Consider the following 14,548-nt stretch of genomic DNA (forward strand, 5'->3'; position numbering starts at 1 on the left):
CAGCGACCAGGCCGGCGGCGAGGGTTCAGGCTGGCCCCGCGGTCGTCGTCATCACCAGCAGCTGAGGGTCGCTGAGATCCAGTGCGACGGTGATCGAGGAGAACTCGGTCAGCGAGCGCACGTGCGTGCCGCCGCAGAGGAATCCGACCTCGCCCTCGGGCAGGGTGCAGCGCCAGGTTCGACGGTCGACGATGCTCGGACCGTCGACCTCGATGCGGCTCTCGCCACCGGATGCCACCCAGCCCGCCAGCACCTCGTTGATCCGCGCCTCGCGCTCGGCAAAGGAGTCCGCGAAGCCCGCCGAATCGAACCCGGCCTTGCGCAGGCTCTTGCCGAGTCGGTACTCGTCGACGCTGCCGTCCGGATGGATGCGGCTGGTCTGGTTCGCGCGGCCCTCGAAATCGGGGTTTCCCAGCGGATCGACGCCGATCTCCTTGCGCCAGAGATCGGCAACGGCTGCATCCAGTGCCAGCGACGCGAGGTGACACGCGGTGTGTCCCCTGCTGAGTCCAGCACGACGATCGGCATCCACGGACAGCGTCACGGAGCCTCCCGCCGCCACGGATGCCGGGATGCCGCCATCCACGCGATGTCCGACCAGCCAGGTCCACCCCTCGGCTCCGCGCTTGACCGGGATCTCATCGGCGACGGCGAACTCGCCCTCGTCGCTGAGCGCGGCCATGACCGCCTCGGAGACGTCCAGCCTCGTATCGCCGAGCGTGATCGTCCCGGAGTCTCCGGGCTGATCCGGCCAGGTGTGATCGACCGGATGGAAGGGCGTGGCGTCGACGACGATCACCGAGGAGTCCTGATCGGCGATGAGCACCCTCCTCGCCGAGCAGCGCGCCGTCGGGGAAGGAGACCAGTGTGGAGTGCATATCGACCAGGTCAGCCGGTGACGACCTGCGCCGTGCCCACCGGGGCCTCCACGCCCATCTCGGCGGCGATGCGGTTGGCCTCCTCGATGAGCGTCGCGACGATGTCGGCCTCCGGCACGGTCTTGATGACCTCGCCCTTGACGAAGATCTGCCCCTTGCCGTTCCCGGATGCCACGCCCAGGTCGGCCTCACGCGCCTCTCCGGGCCCGTTGACGACGCAGCCCATCACGGCTACACGCAACGGCACGGTCATGTCCTTCAGTCCCTCGGTGACGGCATCCGCCAGCGAGTACACGTCCACCTGCGCGCGGCCGCATGACGGGCAGGAGACGATCTCGAGCTTGCGCTCACGCAGGTTCAGCGACTGCAGGATCTGGTGCCCGACCTTGACCTCCTCGGCGGGCGGCGCCGACAGCGAGACGCGGATCGTGTCGCCGATGCCCTCGCCGAGCAGGATGCCGAAGGCCGTGGCGCTCTTGATGGTGCCCTGGAACGCGGGACCGGCTTCGGTGACTCCGAGGTGCAGCGGCCAGTCGCCGCGCTCGGCGAGCTGCCGGTACGCCTTGACCATCACGACCGGGTCGTTGTGCTTGACCGAGATCTTGAAGTCGTGGAAGTCGTGCTCCTCGAACAGCGACGCCTCCCACACCGCGCTCTCCACGAGCGCCTCGGGCGTGGCCTTGCCGTACTTCTCCAGCAGGCGACGATCCAGCGACCCGGCGTTCACGCCGATGCGCAGCGACACCCCGGCGGCCTGAGCCGCTTTGGCGATCGCGCCGACCTGGTCGTCGAACTTGCGGATGTTGCCCGGGTTGACGCGCACGGCAGCGCAGCCGGCGTCGATGGCCTGGAACACGTATTTGGGCTGGAAGTGGATGTCGGCGATCACCGGGATCTGGCTCTTGGCAGCGATGATGTGCAAAACATCCGCGTCGTCCTGCGACGGCACGGCGACGCGCACGATCTCGCAGCCGGATGCCGTCAGCTCGGCGATCTGCTGCAGAGTGCCGTTGATGTCGGTGGTCTTCGTGGTGGTCATCGACTGCACGCTGACGGGCGCGTTGCCCCCGACGAGCACCTTGCCGACGCGGATCTGGCGGGACTTGCGACGGGGCGCGAGGACTTCGGGGACGCGCGGCATCCCAAGGTTCACTGCTGGCACCCCTCCAGGCTACCGCCGCTGGATCGATGCAGGCTGGATGCGCACCGTCGTCATGCGTCAGTGCGCGCCGGTCGCACTGTGGTACTTTCACGGTATGTCCGCGACCCGCACCTGGTGGCCCGCCTTCTAGGCGGTGATTCGCGTACCCACGAGATCACGACCGCCTTCCGGGGCGGTCTTTTCCTTCTCCGCGCCGGATCCGGAGAACCAGGAGACCCCGATGACCGCTCAGTCCGATCGCATCCGCGAGCTCGCCGCCGACACCACCGCATCTTTCGTGCTCATCGCCCGCGACGGCGGTGTGGAGCTGCTCACCGGTGAGGTCGTCGACGTCGACCTGCTCGCCGATATCCCGCTGGTCGGACCGGAGGGCGCACGCGAGGTGTTCGCGATGGTGCCGTACCGGCAGGTGCGCGAGCGCGGCTTCGAGGCGCAGGACGACGGCACTCCCCTGCGCTGTCTGCTGGTTGCGGAGCACGAGAGGCTGGATGCCGCTGAGCTGACCGCCGCGCTTCCCACAGCTCCGATCCCGTTGAGCGAGGGCGGCTTCGACATCAGCGACGAGGCGTACGCCGAGATCGTCGAACGCGTCATCGCCGACGAGATCGGCCGGGGCGAGGGGGCGAACTTCGTCATCCGCCGTGACTACCGCGCGTCGTACGGGGCCGACGACCGCACGGCAGCGCTCACCTGGTTCCGGGCGCTGCTGGAGCACGAGCGCGGCGCGTACTGGACCTTCGCGGTGATCACTCCCGGGCAGATCGCGGTGGGCGCCAGCCCCGAGGCGCATGTCGTCGCCCGCGACGGGGTGGTGACCATGAACCCGATCTCGGGGACGTTCCGTCACCCTGCCGGTGGTGCGACCCGCCAGTCGCTGACCGAGTTCCTCTCCTCCACGAAGGAGACCGAGGAGCTGTTCATGGTCGTCGACGAAGAGCTGAAGATGATGAGCCAGGTGTGCTCGGACGGTGGCCGCATCACCGGTCCGCATCTGAAGGAGATGTCACGGCTCACGCACACCGAGTACATGCTCCGCGGCCGCAGTCGCCTCGATCCGCGGGACATCCTGCGTGAGACGATGTTCGCGCCGACCGTCACCGGCTCTCCGATGCAGAACGCCTGCGCGGTGATCGCCCGTCACGAGGTCGAGCCGCGCGGCTACTACTCGGGTGTGGCCGCACTGTTCACCCCGAACGCCGAGGGTGGGCACGATCTGGACGCGCCGATCCTGATCCGCACGGTCTATCTCGAGAACGGTCGTCTGCGTGTGCCCGTGGGCGCCACCCTGGTGCGCCACTCCGACCCGCACGGCGAGGTCAGCGAGACCCACGGCAAGGCGGCCGGTGTGCTCGGCGCCATCGGTGCGATCGAACGCGACCATGTTGCCGAGGCGCGCGACGACGACGCCCCCGCTCCCGCGCGACTCGCCGACGATCCCGAGATCGCGGCTCTGCTGGCCTCCCGCAACTCCCGCCTCGCAGACTTCTGGATGCAGCCGCAGGATGCCGTCCCGGCCGAGCGCTTCACCGGCCTGCACGCGCTGGTGGTGGATGCCGAGGACCGGTTCACCACCATGCTCGCGCACCAGCTGCGCCACCTCGGCCTCGAGGTCGAGATCGCGGCGTGGGATGCCGTGACCGACGATGCGGTGGATGCCGCCGACCTGGTCGTATCGGGCCCGGGCCCCGGCGACCCGCGCGATCCCGTATCTCCTCGCATCGCGCGGATGCAGCAGGTCGTCGCCCGACGCCGCGCAGCGGGCACCCCGCTGCTGGCGGTGTGCCTGAGCCATCAGATCCTCGCCGACGCCCTCGGCATCGAGCTGGTGCCGCTGGACTCGCCGTATCAGGGAGTGCAGAAGGTGATTCCGGTGTTCGGGCAGGACGCCTCCGTCGGCTTCTACAACACGTTCACCGCCCGGGTCTCGCCCGGAACCGCACGCGTCGGCGAGGCGGAGGTCGCGGCGGACGCCGCCTCCGGAGACGTGTACGCTCTCCGCGGCGAGCGCTTCGCCTCGATCCAGGGCCATCTGGAGTCGATCCTGTCCCGTGACGGCATCGCCACGCTCGAGCGACTCATCGCCCACGCGCTGCTCTGACGGCGATCAGCCCAGCAGGTTCATCGGCTTGACGAGGTCGGCGATGATCAGCAGGGCGCCCATTGCGATCAGCAGCACGGCCACCACGACGGTGACCGGGACGAGCCTGGTGGCATCCACCGGCTTCGGCTGCGCGCGCCCGGTGAGCTTCGCCCAGGTGCGCTTGATGCCCTCCCACAGTGCGACGGCGACGTGGCCTCCGTCCAGCGGCAGCAGCGGGATGAGGTTGAACACGAACAGGGCGATGTTCAGCGCCGCGAGCAGGTTCAGCAGCACGGCGAGCCGGTTCAGCACCGGAGCGTCTGCGGCTGCGACCTCGCCGGCGATCCGTCCCACGCCGACCACGCTGAGCGGGCCGTTCGGGTCACGCTCCGAGCCGGTGATCAGCGAGACGCCGACGTCCCACAGCTTGACGGGAAGGTTGACGACCAGTGAGGTCACGCCGCCGACCTGCTGCATGGTGAGTTCCGCACCGGTGCCGATCGGCTGACGGGCGTACTCGTACTGCGCGGTGATGCCCGCGTAGCCGACGCTGTGTGTGACGGGGATCCCCCTTTGTCGAGCACGGGTCTGCCGTTCGTGTCGACCTCGCCGCGCTCCGCCGCCACCGGAGTGAGCGTGAGCGGGATCTCCTGGCCGTCTCGCCTGACCACCACATCGAGGGTGCGGCCCGGTGAGTCCTGGATGATCTGCGATGCCTCGGCGAAGGTGGTGATCGCCTTCCCGCCGAGGCTGACCAGGGTGTCGCCGGGTTGGAAGCCGGCCTGTGCGGCGGGTGCCACCGGATCATCGGCCGTACACGCGTCCTGGGTGACCTCTGCGGGCACCACGCACTCGCTGACCGCTGAGACCGTCGTGCTGGCCTGCTGGATGCCGATGCCCGACGCCATCAGTGTGAACAGCAGGATCGCGAGGATGAGGTTCATCACCGGTCCGCCGAGCATCACGATGATGCGCTTGTAGACCGGCAGGCGGTAGAAGACGCGATCCTCGGCACCTTCGGCGATGGTCTCGTCGTTCGCCACCCTGGCGTCCTGTACGAGCGTCGCGAACATCCCCGTCGCGGGGCCGGTGTGCGCCGACGGCGGGTACATGCCCGACATCGAGATGAATCCGCCCACCGGCAGTGCTTTGAAGCCGTACTCGGTCTCGCCGAAGCGCTTGGACCAGAGCCGCGGGCCGAAGCCGATCATGTACTGTCCGACGCGCACGCCGAACAGCTTGGCCGGCACCAGGTGCCCCACTTCGTGCAACCCGATCGACACGCCGAGTCCGACGAGCATGAACAGGATGCCGCCCAGATACAGCAGGATCTCCACCGGCTCACGCTATCGCGTCCGGTTAGGAATCCTCCGTGACCGGCGTGGGGCGTGGTCGCCATATGATGTCGGTGTGACTCCGAGACAGCTGCGCATCGTCCGCGGCTCCTCGGCATCCGTCACCGCCACGCTGATCGCGGCGCTGTCGCACACTCTCGGCGGCGGGCAGCTGCCGCATCCGCTGCTCATCCTCGCCGTGTCCGTGCTGCTGACGCCGATCGCGTCGCTGCTGGTCGGGCGCGCTACCCGGTTGCCGAGCATCGCGGCGGCCGTCGGCGTGACCCAGGCCGTGTTCCATCTTCTCTTCGACCTGACCGGGGCGACAGTCGGCTCCAGCCCGCACGTCAGCGGGCATCAGCACGGCGCGCTCGATCTCACCGCCCTCGCGCAGACGTCCTCGGCGTCCCCGGCCCACACCTCGCACGGCGACGCGGCCATGATCTTCGCGCACGCGTGCGCGGCGGCGGTGACGGCGGTGCTGCTGTGGCGCGGCGAGCTGATGCTGAGCATGATCGCCCGCTGGGTCCGTGCGGTGCTGCGCCGCCCGGAGCCGCTGCCCGAACCGCAGCTGCCTGCGGTCAGGCCGTTGCTCCGCGCTCGCCTCGCACCGACGATCGCACGAGTCTCCCTCGGCGATGTCTGCCGTCGCGGGCCTCCCGCGTTCTCCTGCGGCTGATCCTCGGATCGGCCATTGCACGCCGTCTCACCGAGCCGGCGATCTTCGCTGCGGTTCCGGCACGTGCCGACCGCTCACACGAACATCAGGAGAACCATCATGTCCCGTACCATCCGTCGCGGCGCTCTCGTCGCCGCCCTCGCCGCCGGCATCGTCGTCGCGACCCCGGCCGTCGCCAGCGCCCACGTCGGCGTCTCACCCGACAGCATCCCGCGTGGCGCCTCCACGCTGCTCACCTTCTCGTTCGGGCACGGCTGTGCCGGCTCGCCGACGAAGGCACTGCGGATCACGATCCCAGACGAGGCGCCGGTGGTCTCGCCGACCTTCGACGCCGCGTGGAGCACCGAGATCGAGAAGGGCGCCGACGGCTACGCGTCGGCCGTCACCTTCACCGCGATCCGACCCGTGCCCAACGAGCTGCGCGGCGCGGTGAGCTTCTCGTTCCGCCCCGCCGAGGACGCGCCCGACCAGCTGGCCTTCCCCGTGGAGCAGATCTGCGAAGAGGGCGCGAACGAGTGGGTTCAGATCGCCGACGCGGGACAGACCCACGACGATCTCGACTCACCCGCCCCCGTCGTCTCGCTCACCGCGGCACAGGCCGAAGGCGAACACGGCGACCAGAGCGGCGACCAGATGCACGGTGACGCCGAGGGCGCGGAATCGGCGGATGCCGAGCAGCCGGCCACCTCGCCCGTGCCGGTCGTGCTCGGCTCGGCGGGCCTGGCGGCGGGAATCGCCGCACTGATCGTGTCGATCGCCGCGTACCGGCGCCGGCGCGCCTGACCCCTGGGCGGGTGCGGCCGGCTCATCACCGCCGCACCCGTCCCACCCCGATGAGACCCGCCGGCACTCACGCACCGCCGGGGTCCCGGCTGCAGGGTCGGCGGCGTGCTGCGTGAGATCATGGAAGGGCTATGACGAACCAGTCCTCACTGCCTCCTGTGCTGCGCCCCGCCGCCCCACCACGTCGCGCTCTGGCGGAGCTCGCAGACCGTTTCGGGAGGGAGATGCGCGGTGATCTCGCGGACGTCCAGCTCAGCGGCATCACCCTCGCCACTGCCGACCTCCGCCCGGGTGAGGCCTTCGTCGCCATCCGCGGGGTGAACCGGCATGGCGCGGAGTTCTCGAAGACCGCCGCCGAGCAGGGCGCGGTCGCGATCATCACGGATGCCGAAGGCGCCGGCATCGCGGCATCCGCCGGTCTTCCCATCGTCATCGTCGACGACCCGCGTGCGGTGCTGGGCGAGCTGAGCGCCTGGGTGTACGGCACGGGAGCGTCCGACCCGCTTCCGCTGCTGCTGGGCACGACCGGCACCAACGGCAAGACCAGCGTCTCGCACCTGCTGCAGGGCATGCTCGACCAGCTCGGCGCCGTGTCGGGACTGTCGTCCACAGCAGAGCGTCACATCGCCGGTGAGGTGATCGTCTCGCGGCTGACCACGCCCGAGGCATCCGAGATGCACGCGCTGCTCGCCCTGATGCGCGAGCGGGGCGTCGAAGCCGTCGCCGTCGAGGTGAGCGCACAGGCGCTCTCCCGGCATCGCGTGGACGGCATCGTGTTCGACGTCGCCGGATTCACGAACCTCTCCCACGACCACCTCGACGACTACGCCGACATGGAGGAGTACTTCCAGGCGAAACTGCCGCTGTTCACCCCCGAGCGGGCACGCCGGGGCGTGGTGAGCCTGGACTCGGCATCCGGCGCTCGCGTGGTCGCGCTCAGCGGCATCCCGGTGGTCACCGTGGGCACGCCGTCCATCGCCGCCGATCCGGATGCTGCGGCCGCTGCCGACTGGGTCGTGACCATCGATGACGAGCGCCAGAGCGGCACCCTGTTCACCCTCACCGGTCCCGACGGACGGGCACTGACGACGCTGGTGCCCGTGATCGGCCAGCACATGGCGGCCAACGCGGGCCTCGCGATCGTGATGCTGCTCGAGGCCGGCTACGAGTGGGACCGCATCACCGCGGCCTTCGAGCGCGATGGGCAGATCCTCGCCTATCTGCCCGGCCGCACCCAGTTCATCTCCGGGGAGACCGGACCGGCTGTGTACGTGGACTTCGGGCACTCACCGGATGCGTTCGAGAAGACCCTCGCCGCCGTGCGGCGTGTGACGCCCGGGAAGGTGCTCATGCTGTTCGGCGCCGACGGCGACCGCGACGCCACCAAACGGTACGACATGGCGCGCACGGCCGTGAACGGCAGCGACATCCTGGTGATCACCGACCACCATCCGCGGTTCGAGGATCCCGCCTCCATCCGCGCGACGCTCATCGACGGGGCCCGCAGGGCGCGCCCGGATGCCGAGATCCACGAGTTCTCCCCGCCGGAGACGGCGATCGTCGCGGCCATCGGGATGGTGGGCGACGGGGATGCGATCCTGTGGGCCGGCCCCGGCCACCAGGACTATCGCGACATCCGCGGGCAGCGCACGCCCTATTCGGCGCGCGAACTCGCCCGTCGGGCGCTCATCGCCGCCGGCTGGCCGGCCCCCGACCCGCATTGGCCGGTCCCCTACGACGACCGCGCCTGACCAGAGCCCGTCTCTTTGTGCCGAATGCGGCGATTCTCGCCATGGTCCGGCGCATCTCGCACAAATAGACGGGCGGTGCAGAGGGGGATCAGCGCGCCGCGATCAGCGCATCGGCCTTCGTGCGCGCCCAGGCCTCGGCCTCGGCGAGTGCCTCGAGGGTGAGCTCCTCGGGGGCCTCGTGAACGTCGATCACGCGCTGAATCGTGTCGACGATTCCCAGGAACGGCAGCCGCCCGTCGTGGAAGGCGTTGACGGCCTGCTCGTTCGCGGCGTTGTATACGGCGGGGAACGTCTTTCCGGCGCGGCCGACGGTCTTCGCCAGCGTCACCGCGGGGAAGGCCTCATCGTCGAGGGGCTCGAAGGTCCAGCTCGTCGCCTGCCGCCAGTCCAGTGGGCGCCCCACTCCCCCGACCCGGTGCGGCCAGTCCAGCCCGAGTGAGATCGGCAGCCGCATGTCCGGCGGGGAGGCCTGGGCGATGGTCGACCCGTCGACGAACTCCACCATGGAGTGCACGATCGATTGCGGGTGCACCACCACCTCGATGTCGTCGAAGGGCACGTCGAAGAGCAGCTGCGCCTCGATGACCTCCAGCCCCTTGTTCACCAGGGTGGCGGAGTTGGTGGTCACCATCCGCCCCATGTCCCACGTCGGATGCGCGAGGGCCTGCGCGGGTGTCACCTCGGCGAGCTCGGCGCGAGAGCGACCGCGGAACGGTCCGCCGGATGCCGTGACCACGAGCCGCCGCACCTCGGCATCCGTTCCTGCGCGCAGCGCCTGCGCGATCGCGGAATGCTCCGAGTCGACGGGCACGATCTGATCCTCCGCCGCCGCAGCGCGCACGAGCGCGCCGCCGACGATCAGCGACTCCTTGTTGGCGAGGGCGAGGGTACGACCGGCCTGCAGCGCCGCCATGGTCGATCCGAGCCCGATGGACCCGGTGATCGCGTTGAGGACGACATCGGCCTCGACGTCGCGCACCAGCTGCTCGGATTCGGATGCTCCGATCGCCGTGTGCTCGAGGTGGAACTCCTGCGCCTGCTGCGCGACGAGTTCAGCATTGGAGCCCGCCGAGATCCCCACCAGTTCGAAACGCCGCGGATGGGAGCGGATCACATCCAGAGCCTGCGTGCCGATGGAACCTGTGGAGCCGAGGACAATGATCCGACGCATGCCGCCAGCCTAGCGAGCGTGCGACGGCCCTGCTCTCGCACGGGCCGCCGCACCAGGATGCCTACTGCTGGGCCGGTGCGTGCATGGTCGCGAGGATGTCGACGACGAAGACCAAGGTCTTCCCGCCCAGCTCGTGGGCATCCGGATCCTCGCCGTATCCGAGCGCCGGCGGGATGACGACCAGCACCTGCGAGCCGACCTTCTGCCCGGCCAGCGCCTGCACGAATCCGGGCACGTAGGTGTTCCCGGGCAGGGCGAGCGGCTCACCCTTGGACCAGGAGGAATCGAAGCTCTCACCGTCGGCCCAGTCCGCCCCGTAGTACTGCAACAGGGTGGTGTCGCCGTCGGCGACCTCGACGCCGTCGCCCTGCTTGAGCACGGAGATCTTCAGCCCCGTCGGCGCGTCGCCCTTCGGCATCGTGATGCTGGGCTCGCCGTCCTTGGCGAGCTCGACCGCCGGCATGCCGTCCACGGGTGCCTGAGGTTCGCCCCAGGCCGCTGTCGGAACCGCACGGAGCACATCGATGATGTAGACCTGCGCACCCTGCGCACCCTCCTGCGCCGGGAATGCTGCGGCGATGCGCGACCCGATCGGCACGCAGCCGATCACCTGTGCGAGAGTCTGGTTGGCCAGCACGTTCTGGGGCAGGACCTCGGCATCCGCGTAGCCGAGGTCGCCGAGGCGCTCTCCCGTTGCGGCGTCGAATGCGCTCATCGCGTAGGCGACGTACTCACCCTGCTCGATGTCGGCACCATCGCCCTCGGAGACGACGGTGCGCTGCAGATCCGACACCTCCTGCGTCTGGTCGAAGGTCGCCGTGGACGGTGTGCCGAACTCACCCTCGATCTTCACGCTGTCGGTGAGTGCACCGGACGCGACGGCCTGCGTGCAGGGATCGGCGTTCGCGGCGGCGTCGCTCGTCGACGGAGACGGCTCTGGCGACGAGTCGCCGGCACATCCGGTCAGCAGCAGGGCGGACACCGCGATGGTGGAAAGAAGGGCGAGGGGACGCGCGCGCAAGATGGAACCTCGGAATCGCTGAAGGGAAGAGTCCATCATCGCGCATCCGGCTTTGCCGAGGCTGAGCGTCGTTGCCGCCACGACATTCCACGACGGGAATGAATCGCTGGATAGGCTTCTCTGATGACCTCTGAGCAGTCGGACGAGTCCGAGCACGAACCGGAACCGCATACTCCCCGACACGCCGGCTTCAAGTATGCGGTGGGGCGCATGGTCGCCGGGCCACTGGCCCGGCTCGTGTACCGCCCTCGCATCGAGGGGCGTGAGAACGTGCCGAAGACCGGTGCGGTGATCCTCGCGAGCAATCATCTGTCGTTCATCGATTCGATGGCCATCCCGGTGGCAGCTCCGCGTCCGGTGCACTTCCTGGCGAAGGCGAGCTATTTCGAGGGCACCGGTCTGAGGGGCGCGCTCTCCCGCGAGTTCTTCACCTCGGTCGGTGCGATCCCGGTACGCCGGGGCGGCGGACAGGCGGCGCTGGACGCGCTGGACCAGCAACGGCAGCTGCTGGAGGAGGGGCTCGCCGTCGCCCTGTATCCCGAGGGCACCCGCTCCACCGATGGACGGCTGTACAAGGGCCGCACCGGCGTCGCTTTCCTCGCCCTGCAGACCGGGGCTCCCGTTGTGCCGGTCGGACTCATCGGCACGGATCGTGTGATGCCTGTTGGCGCGAAGACGCCTTCACTGAAGGAGCGCGTCACCGTGCGTTTCGGTGAGCCGATCGACGTCTCCACGCACGGCCCGGCGAGCAGCGGCAAAGCGCGCCGCCTGGCCACCGATGAGATCATGGCCGCGATCCACGAGCTGAGCGGGCAGGAGCTCGCCGGCGTCTACAACGAGCCGCCGGCGCAGAACCCGATCGACAAGATCAAGCGGGTGCTGCCGCACGAACGCCGCTGAGGTCTCGGTCCAGGCTCAGCGGCCCTGCACGGCGATGGTCGCCTCGTGCCGCACCGGGAAGTTCACCGAGTTGGCGATGAAGCACCATTCGTGCGCCTGATCGTGCGCGCTGCGCGCCGTCTCCACCATCGACTCCTCTGCCACCGTGACCTGCGGGTGCAGCACGACTTCGGCGAAGGCGCCGCCGCCGCGGCCGTCCTCCCGCATGATCCCGGTCGCCTGGTCCCGGTAGGAGGTGACCTGCACGCCGGCGGTGACGCAGGCGTGCAGGTAGGACAGCAGGTGGCATTCCGACAGCGCGGCGAGGAGCATGTCCTCGGGGTTCCAGCGGGCGGGGTCCCCGCGGAAGGGCCGGTCGGCGGATGCGAGCAGATCGGGCTTGCCGTCGATCGACACCGTCACATCGCGCGCGTAGTCTCGGTATCCGCTGGTGCCCGTTCCGCGGTTGCCGGTCCAGGTCGCGGTGAGCGTGTAGTGGTGTTCGCCGAGCGGATGCTGTGCCATGGCGACAGTCTTGCACCTCCTCGGACGATCGTGGCGAGCGCAGTAGGCTGGTCTGGTGCTGGAGACTCTGACCTTCCGTGATGCCGTCGAACTCGCCGTCGTGGAGCGCAGCGGCTTCGTGGAATCCCGCCACGCGGGCGCGGCGGTCGTTCTGTCTGCTGAGGGCGAGATCATCGCCCAACACGGCAACGCGGATGCGGTGATACTGCCGCGCTCCAGTCTCAAACCGCTTCAGGCGGTCGCGAGCCTGACCGCCGGCGCCGCGCTGGACGGCGAGCAGCTGGCTCTGGGCACGGCGAGCCACAGCGGCACCGACCGCCATGTCGAGGTGGTGCGGGAGATCCTCACCGCCGGTGGTCTGACCGAAGACGATCTGGCCTGCCCGCCGGCCTGGCCCACCGACGCGGACGCACGCCGCGAGATGATCGGCGATCACGCCGGTCAGGCCCGGATCCGGATGAACTGCTCCGGCAAGCACGCGCTCATGCTTCGAGCCTGCGTGGCGACCGGCTGGCCGACCGACGGCTATCTGGATCCGTCCCACCCGCTGCAGGTGCACATCCGCGAGGTCGTGGAGCGACTCACCGGAGAGAAGATCGCGCACACCTCCGTCGATGGCTGCGGCGCCCCGGTGCACGCGATCACGCTGACAGGATTGGCGCGCGGCATCCACCGGATCGGCACGGCATCGGAGCGCTCGCCCTTCGCACTGCATCGAGTGGCAGGCACGCTGGTGCGCGCAGTGCGGGAGAACCCGTGGACGATCGCGGGCCCGGGCGAGCCCGACACCATCGCCATCGAGACGCTCGGCGTGTTCGCGAAGGGCGGCGCCGAGGGGATCATGGTGATGGTCGCGCCGAACGGCACGACCGTGGCGCTGAAGATCCTCGACGGCAGCGGCCGTGCGGCCACCATTGTCGCGGCCACGCTGCTGGCTCGTGCCGGAGCCCTGAGCGATGCCGACGTGGCGACGCTGGCCGCCGCACTGCCTCTGGCCGTGCTCGGCGGCGGAGAGCCGGTCGGTGTCGTGCGCGCTGTGCCCGGCATCTGAGCAGTTCCCATCAGCTGAGCAGCACACGACGCGGCTTCCTCCAGCCTGCACGCTCCATGCGCGGTCGGCATGCAGCTGCGCGTAGGGCGGCAGCTCCCGCACGCCGGCGAGCTGACGAAGCTCGCTCGCGCACTCTGCTGCGACCACCAGCTCCCCCGCCGTGCGGATGCCCTGCAGCGCCGCCCACTGCGCGCGCCACTCCTCCGGGTCGCCGACGATGATGATCCTGTCTCCGGCATCTGCCACGTTCGACGCTGTGCTCGCCTCGGCGAGCGAGACGACCCTGTGGTCAGGATGCGCGCCGGCGAGCACCGCCCGCGTGGCCTGCACCGCCGGGGTGATGATGCCGGCTCTCGGGCGAGAGGGAGACCACACCGCTCCGCTCACGCTCGATGGCGCGCTGCCGGATGCTTCCGGCAGGCACAGCTGCACCTCGCGCCCGTCCAGCCAGGCTCGGCCTGCCGGACGGTTCCGGTCGAATGCGGCGGGCTCCCCGCCCGCTGCGATGTGCTCGACCTTGCTGGTCAGCCGGAGCAGAGCCCGTCTGGGCAGCGCGTCGATCAGCCTGCCCAGGGGGCCGGAGACGCGAGACAGCGTGATCGCGGTGATCGCAGGTGAGCGCACGATGCTCTCCCACCTGCTCAGGAACAGCTGCGCGTATTCGGGCGGGAATCGTGCGGTGAGCACGTCCAGGTCGTCGCACAGCACGGGACCGTGTGATCCGGTGGAGAGCTCGGCGACGGCGTCCCATGCCTGCTCCGGATCGGCAGGGATCATGACCGCATCGTCGAGTTGACCACGCAGCAGCTGCAGCGCCGAGGTCTTGCCGGCCCCCGGTCCGCCGATGATCGCGAGCCCCTCCCCATCTCCGAGCCGCACCCAGGGCTGTCGCTGCTGCTCCGGCTCATCCGCACGGCCGAGCAGCACTGAGGCATCCGTGCCGACGCGTTCCACCGACGCCACGTCGGGCAACGCAAGGCGTGTGGGCAGGGGTGGAAGCCACGGGCTGGGCTGGGAGCCGCTTCCGACCCACCTGCTCTGCACCTCGGCGAGGTCCGTCTCGGCGGTGAGCGCGACGCGCACCGCCGAGGCCGCGCCGTCCCGCGGCCGCCGCACGTAGGCGAGCCCACGAGACTCCGCCCCTCCCGGCAGCTCGGCCGCCGCATCCGAGCCGATCACGAAGCGGCTCTCGGCGGTCTCGGCCACACGCAGGCTGAGGCGCAGCGGGCAGTTG

Annotated in this window: 14 protein-coding genes; 7 read left to right on the plus strand and 7 right to left on the minus strand. The window is 69.7% G+C overall.

The annotated features are described in order from the left end of the window. Nucleotides 1–25 precede the first annotated feature (25 nt). Both QUE33_RS05875 and ispG read right to left on the minus strand, forming a co-directional pair. Complete coding sequence (locus QUE33_RS05875; RefSeq protein ID WP_286302461.1) at nt 26–826, minus strand: alanyl-tRNA editing protein; 801 nt, start codon at nt 824–826, stop codon at nt 26–28. Nucleotides 827–888: 62 nt separating this feature from the next. After that, nucleotides 889–2,040, minus strand: a complete 1,152-nt coding sequence (gene ispG / locus QUE33_RS05880) for a flavodoxin-dependent (E)-4-hydroxy-3-methylbut-2-enyl-diphosphate synthase (protein ID WP_286302462.1) — start codon at nt 2,038–2,040, stop codon at nt 889–891. A gap of 220 nt (nt 2,041–2,260) precedes the next feature. Between ispG and QUE33_RS05885 the strand changes: the two genes are divergently transcribed. Then, the gene (locus QUE33_RS05885) at nt 2,261–4,138 is read left to right on the plus strand and encodes an anthranilate synthase family protein (RefSeq protein ID WP_286302463.1); all 1,878 of its coding nucleotides are present in this window, start codon (nt 2,261–2,263) and stop codon (nt 4,136–4,138) included. A gap of 6 nt (nt 4,139–4,144) precedes the next feature. Here the strand turns inward: QUE33_RS05885 and QUE33_RS16075 are convergent, their stop codons facing one another. Both QUE33_RS16075 and QUE33_RS16080 read right to left on the minus strand, forming a co-directional pair. Continuing rightward, on the minus strand, nt 4,145–4,597 hold the full coding sequence (locus tag QUE33_RS16075) for a site-2 protease family protein (protein WP_350226518.1): 453 nt from the start codon (nt 4,595–4,597) through the stop codon (nt 4,145–4,147). Then, nucleotides 4,576–5,457 (minus strand): M50 family metallopeptidase, encoded by an 882-nt coding sequence (locus QUE33_RS16080; protein ID WP_350226519.1) that lies wholly within the window; start codon nt 5,455–5,457, stop codon nt 4,576–4,578. Before QUE33_RS16080 ends, QUE33_RS16075 begins: the two co-directional genes overlap by 22 nt. Nucleotides 5,458–5,530: 73 nt before the next feature. On the opposite strand from QUE33_RS16080, the gene QUE33_RS05895 reads away from it, so the two are divergent. The 3 genes from QUE33_RS05895 (at nt 5,531) to QUE33_RS05905 (ending at nt 8,667) form a co-directional block, all read left to right on the plus strand. After that, a complete protein-coding gene (locus QUE33_RS05895) occupies nt 5,531–6,133 on the plus strand; it encodes a hypothetical protein (protein ID WP_286302465.1) in 603 nt (200 codons plus the stop codon). A gap of 99 nt (nt 6,134–6,232) precedes the next feature. Beyond that, a complete protein-coding gene (locus QUE33_RS05900) occupies nt 6,233–6,916 on the plus strand; it encodes a YcnI family copper-binding membrane protein (protein ID WP_286302467.1) in 684 nt (227 codons plus the stop codon). 131 nt (nt 6,917–7,047) lie between these two features. After that, nucleotides 7,048–8,667, plus strand: coding sequence for a Mur ligase family protein (locus tag QUE33_RS05905; protein WP_286302469.1), 1,620 nt, complete (start codon nt 7,048–7,050; stop codon nt 8,665–8,667). Between the two features lie 88 nt (nt 8,668–8,755). On the opposite strand, the gene dxr is transcribed toward QUE33_RS05905, so the two are convergent. Both dxr and QUE33_RS05915 read right to left on the minus strand, forming a co-directional pair. Continuing rightward, entirely contained in the window at nt 8,756–9,838 is a 1,083-nt protein-coding gene (gene dxr / locus QUE33_RS05910; protein WP_286302470.1) for a 1-deoxy-D-xylulose-5-phosphate reductoisomerase, read from the minus strand. Nucleotides 9,839–9,899: 61 nt separating this feature from the next. Further along, nucleotides 9,900–10,859 carry an FKBP-type peptidyl-prolyl cis-trans isomerase gene (locus QUE33_RS05915; RefSeq protein ID WP_286302472.1) on the minus strand — a complete coding sequence of 320 codons (960 nt, stop codon included), beginning with the start codon at nt 10,857–10,859 and terminating at the stop codon, nt 9,900–9,902. A 123-nt stretch (nt 10,860–10,982) separates the two neighbouring features. On the opposite strand from QUE33_RS05915, the gene QUE33_RS05920 reads away from it, so the two are divergent. Further along, nucleotides 10,983–11,759: a lysophospholipid acyltransferase family protein gene (locus tag QUE33_RS05920; RefSeq protein ID WP_286302474.1), complete on the plus strand. Its 777-nt coding sequence runs from the start codon at nt 10,983–10,985 to the stop codon at nt 11,757–11,759. 15 nt (nt 11,760–11,774) lie between these two features. On the opposite strand, the gene QUE33_RS05925 is transcribed toward QUE33_RS05920, so the two are convergent. Then, a complete protein-coding gene (locus tag QUE33_RS05925) occupies nt 11,775–12,263 on the minus strand; it encodes an OsmC family protein (protein ID WP_286302475.1) in 489 nt (162 codons plus the stop codon). Between the two features lie 55 nt (nt 12,264–12,318). Between QUE33_RS05925 and QUE33_RS05930 the strand changes: the two genes are divergently transcribed. Further along, nucleotides 12,319–13,314 (plus strand): asparaginase, encoded by a 996-nt coding sequence (locus tag QUE33_RS05930; RefSeq protein ID WP_286302476.1) that lies wholly within the window; start codon nt 12,319–12,321, stop codon nt 13,312–13,314. Nucleotides 13,315–14,106: 792 nt separating this feature from the next. Beyond that, nucleotides 14,107–14,244: a hypothetical protein gene (locus QUE33_RS05935; RefSeq protein ID WP_286302478.1), complete on the plus strand. Its 138-nt coding sequence runs from the start codon at nt 14,107–14,109 to the stop codon at nt 14,242–14,244. Nucleotides 14,245–14,548 lie beyond the last annotated feature (304 nt).

Origin of the sequence: Microbacterium suwonense (assembly GCF_030296555.1) — a bacterium.
In the GTDB taxonomy this organism is placed as follows: domain Bacteria; phylum Actinomycetota; class Actinomycetes; order Actinomycetales; family Microbacteriaceae; genus Microbacterium; species Microbacterium suwonense.

What these genes read in the sequence shown, in the direction of transcription:
- QUE33_RS05885 (WP_286302463.1), top strand. Translation starts at nt 2,261, where the DNA reads ATGACCGCTCAGTCCGATCGCATCCGCGAGCTCGCCGCCGACACCACC.
- QUE33_RS16075 (WP_350226518.1), bottom strand. Translation starts at nt 4,597, where the DNA reads ATGCAGCAGGTCGGCGGCGTGACCTCACTGGTCGTCAACCTTCCCGTC.
- QUE33_RS05900 (WP_286302467.1), top strand. Translation starts at nt 6,233, where the DNA reads ATGTCCCGTACCATCCGTCGCGGCGCTCTCGTCGCCGCCCTCGCCGCC.
- QUE33_RS05905 (WP_286302469.1), top strand. Translation starts at nt 7,048, where the DNA reads ATGACGAACCAGTCCTCACTGCCTCCTGTGCTGCGCCCCGCCGCCCCA.
- dxr (WP_286302470.1), bottom strand. Translation starts at nt 9,838, where the DNA reads ATGCGTCGGATCATTGTCCTCGGCTCCACAGGTTCCATCGGCACGCAG.
- QUE33_RS05920 (WP_286302474.1), top strand. Translation starts at nt 10,983, where the DNA reads ATGACCTCTGAGCAGTCGGACGAGTCCGAGCACGAACCGGAACCGCAT.
- QUE33_RS05925 (WP_286302475.1), bottom strand. Translation starts at nt 12,263, where the DNA reads ATGGCACAGCATCCGCTCGGCGAACACCACTACACGCTCACCGCGACC.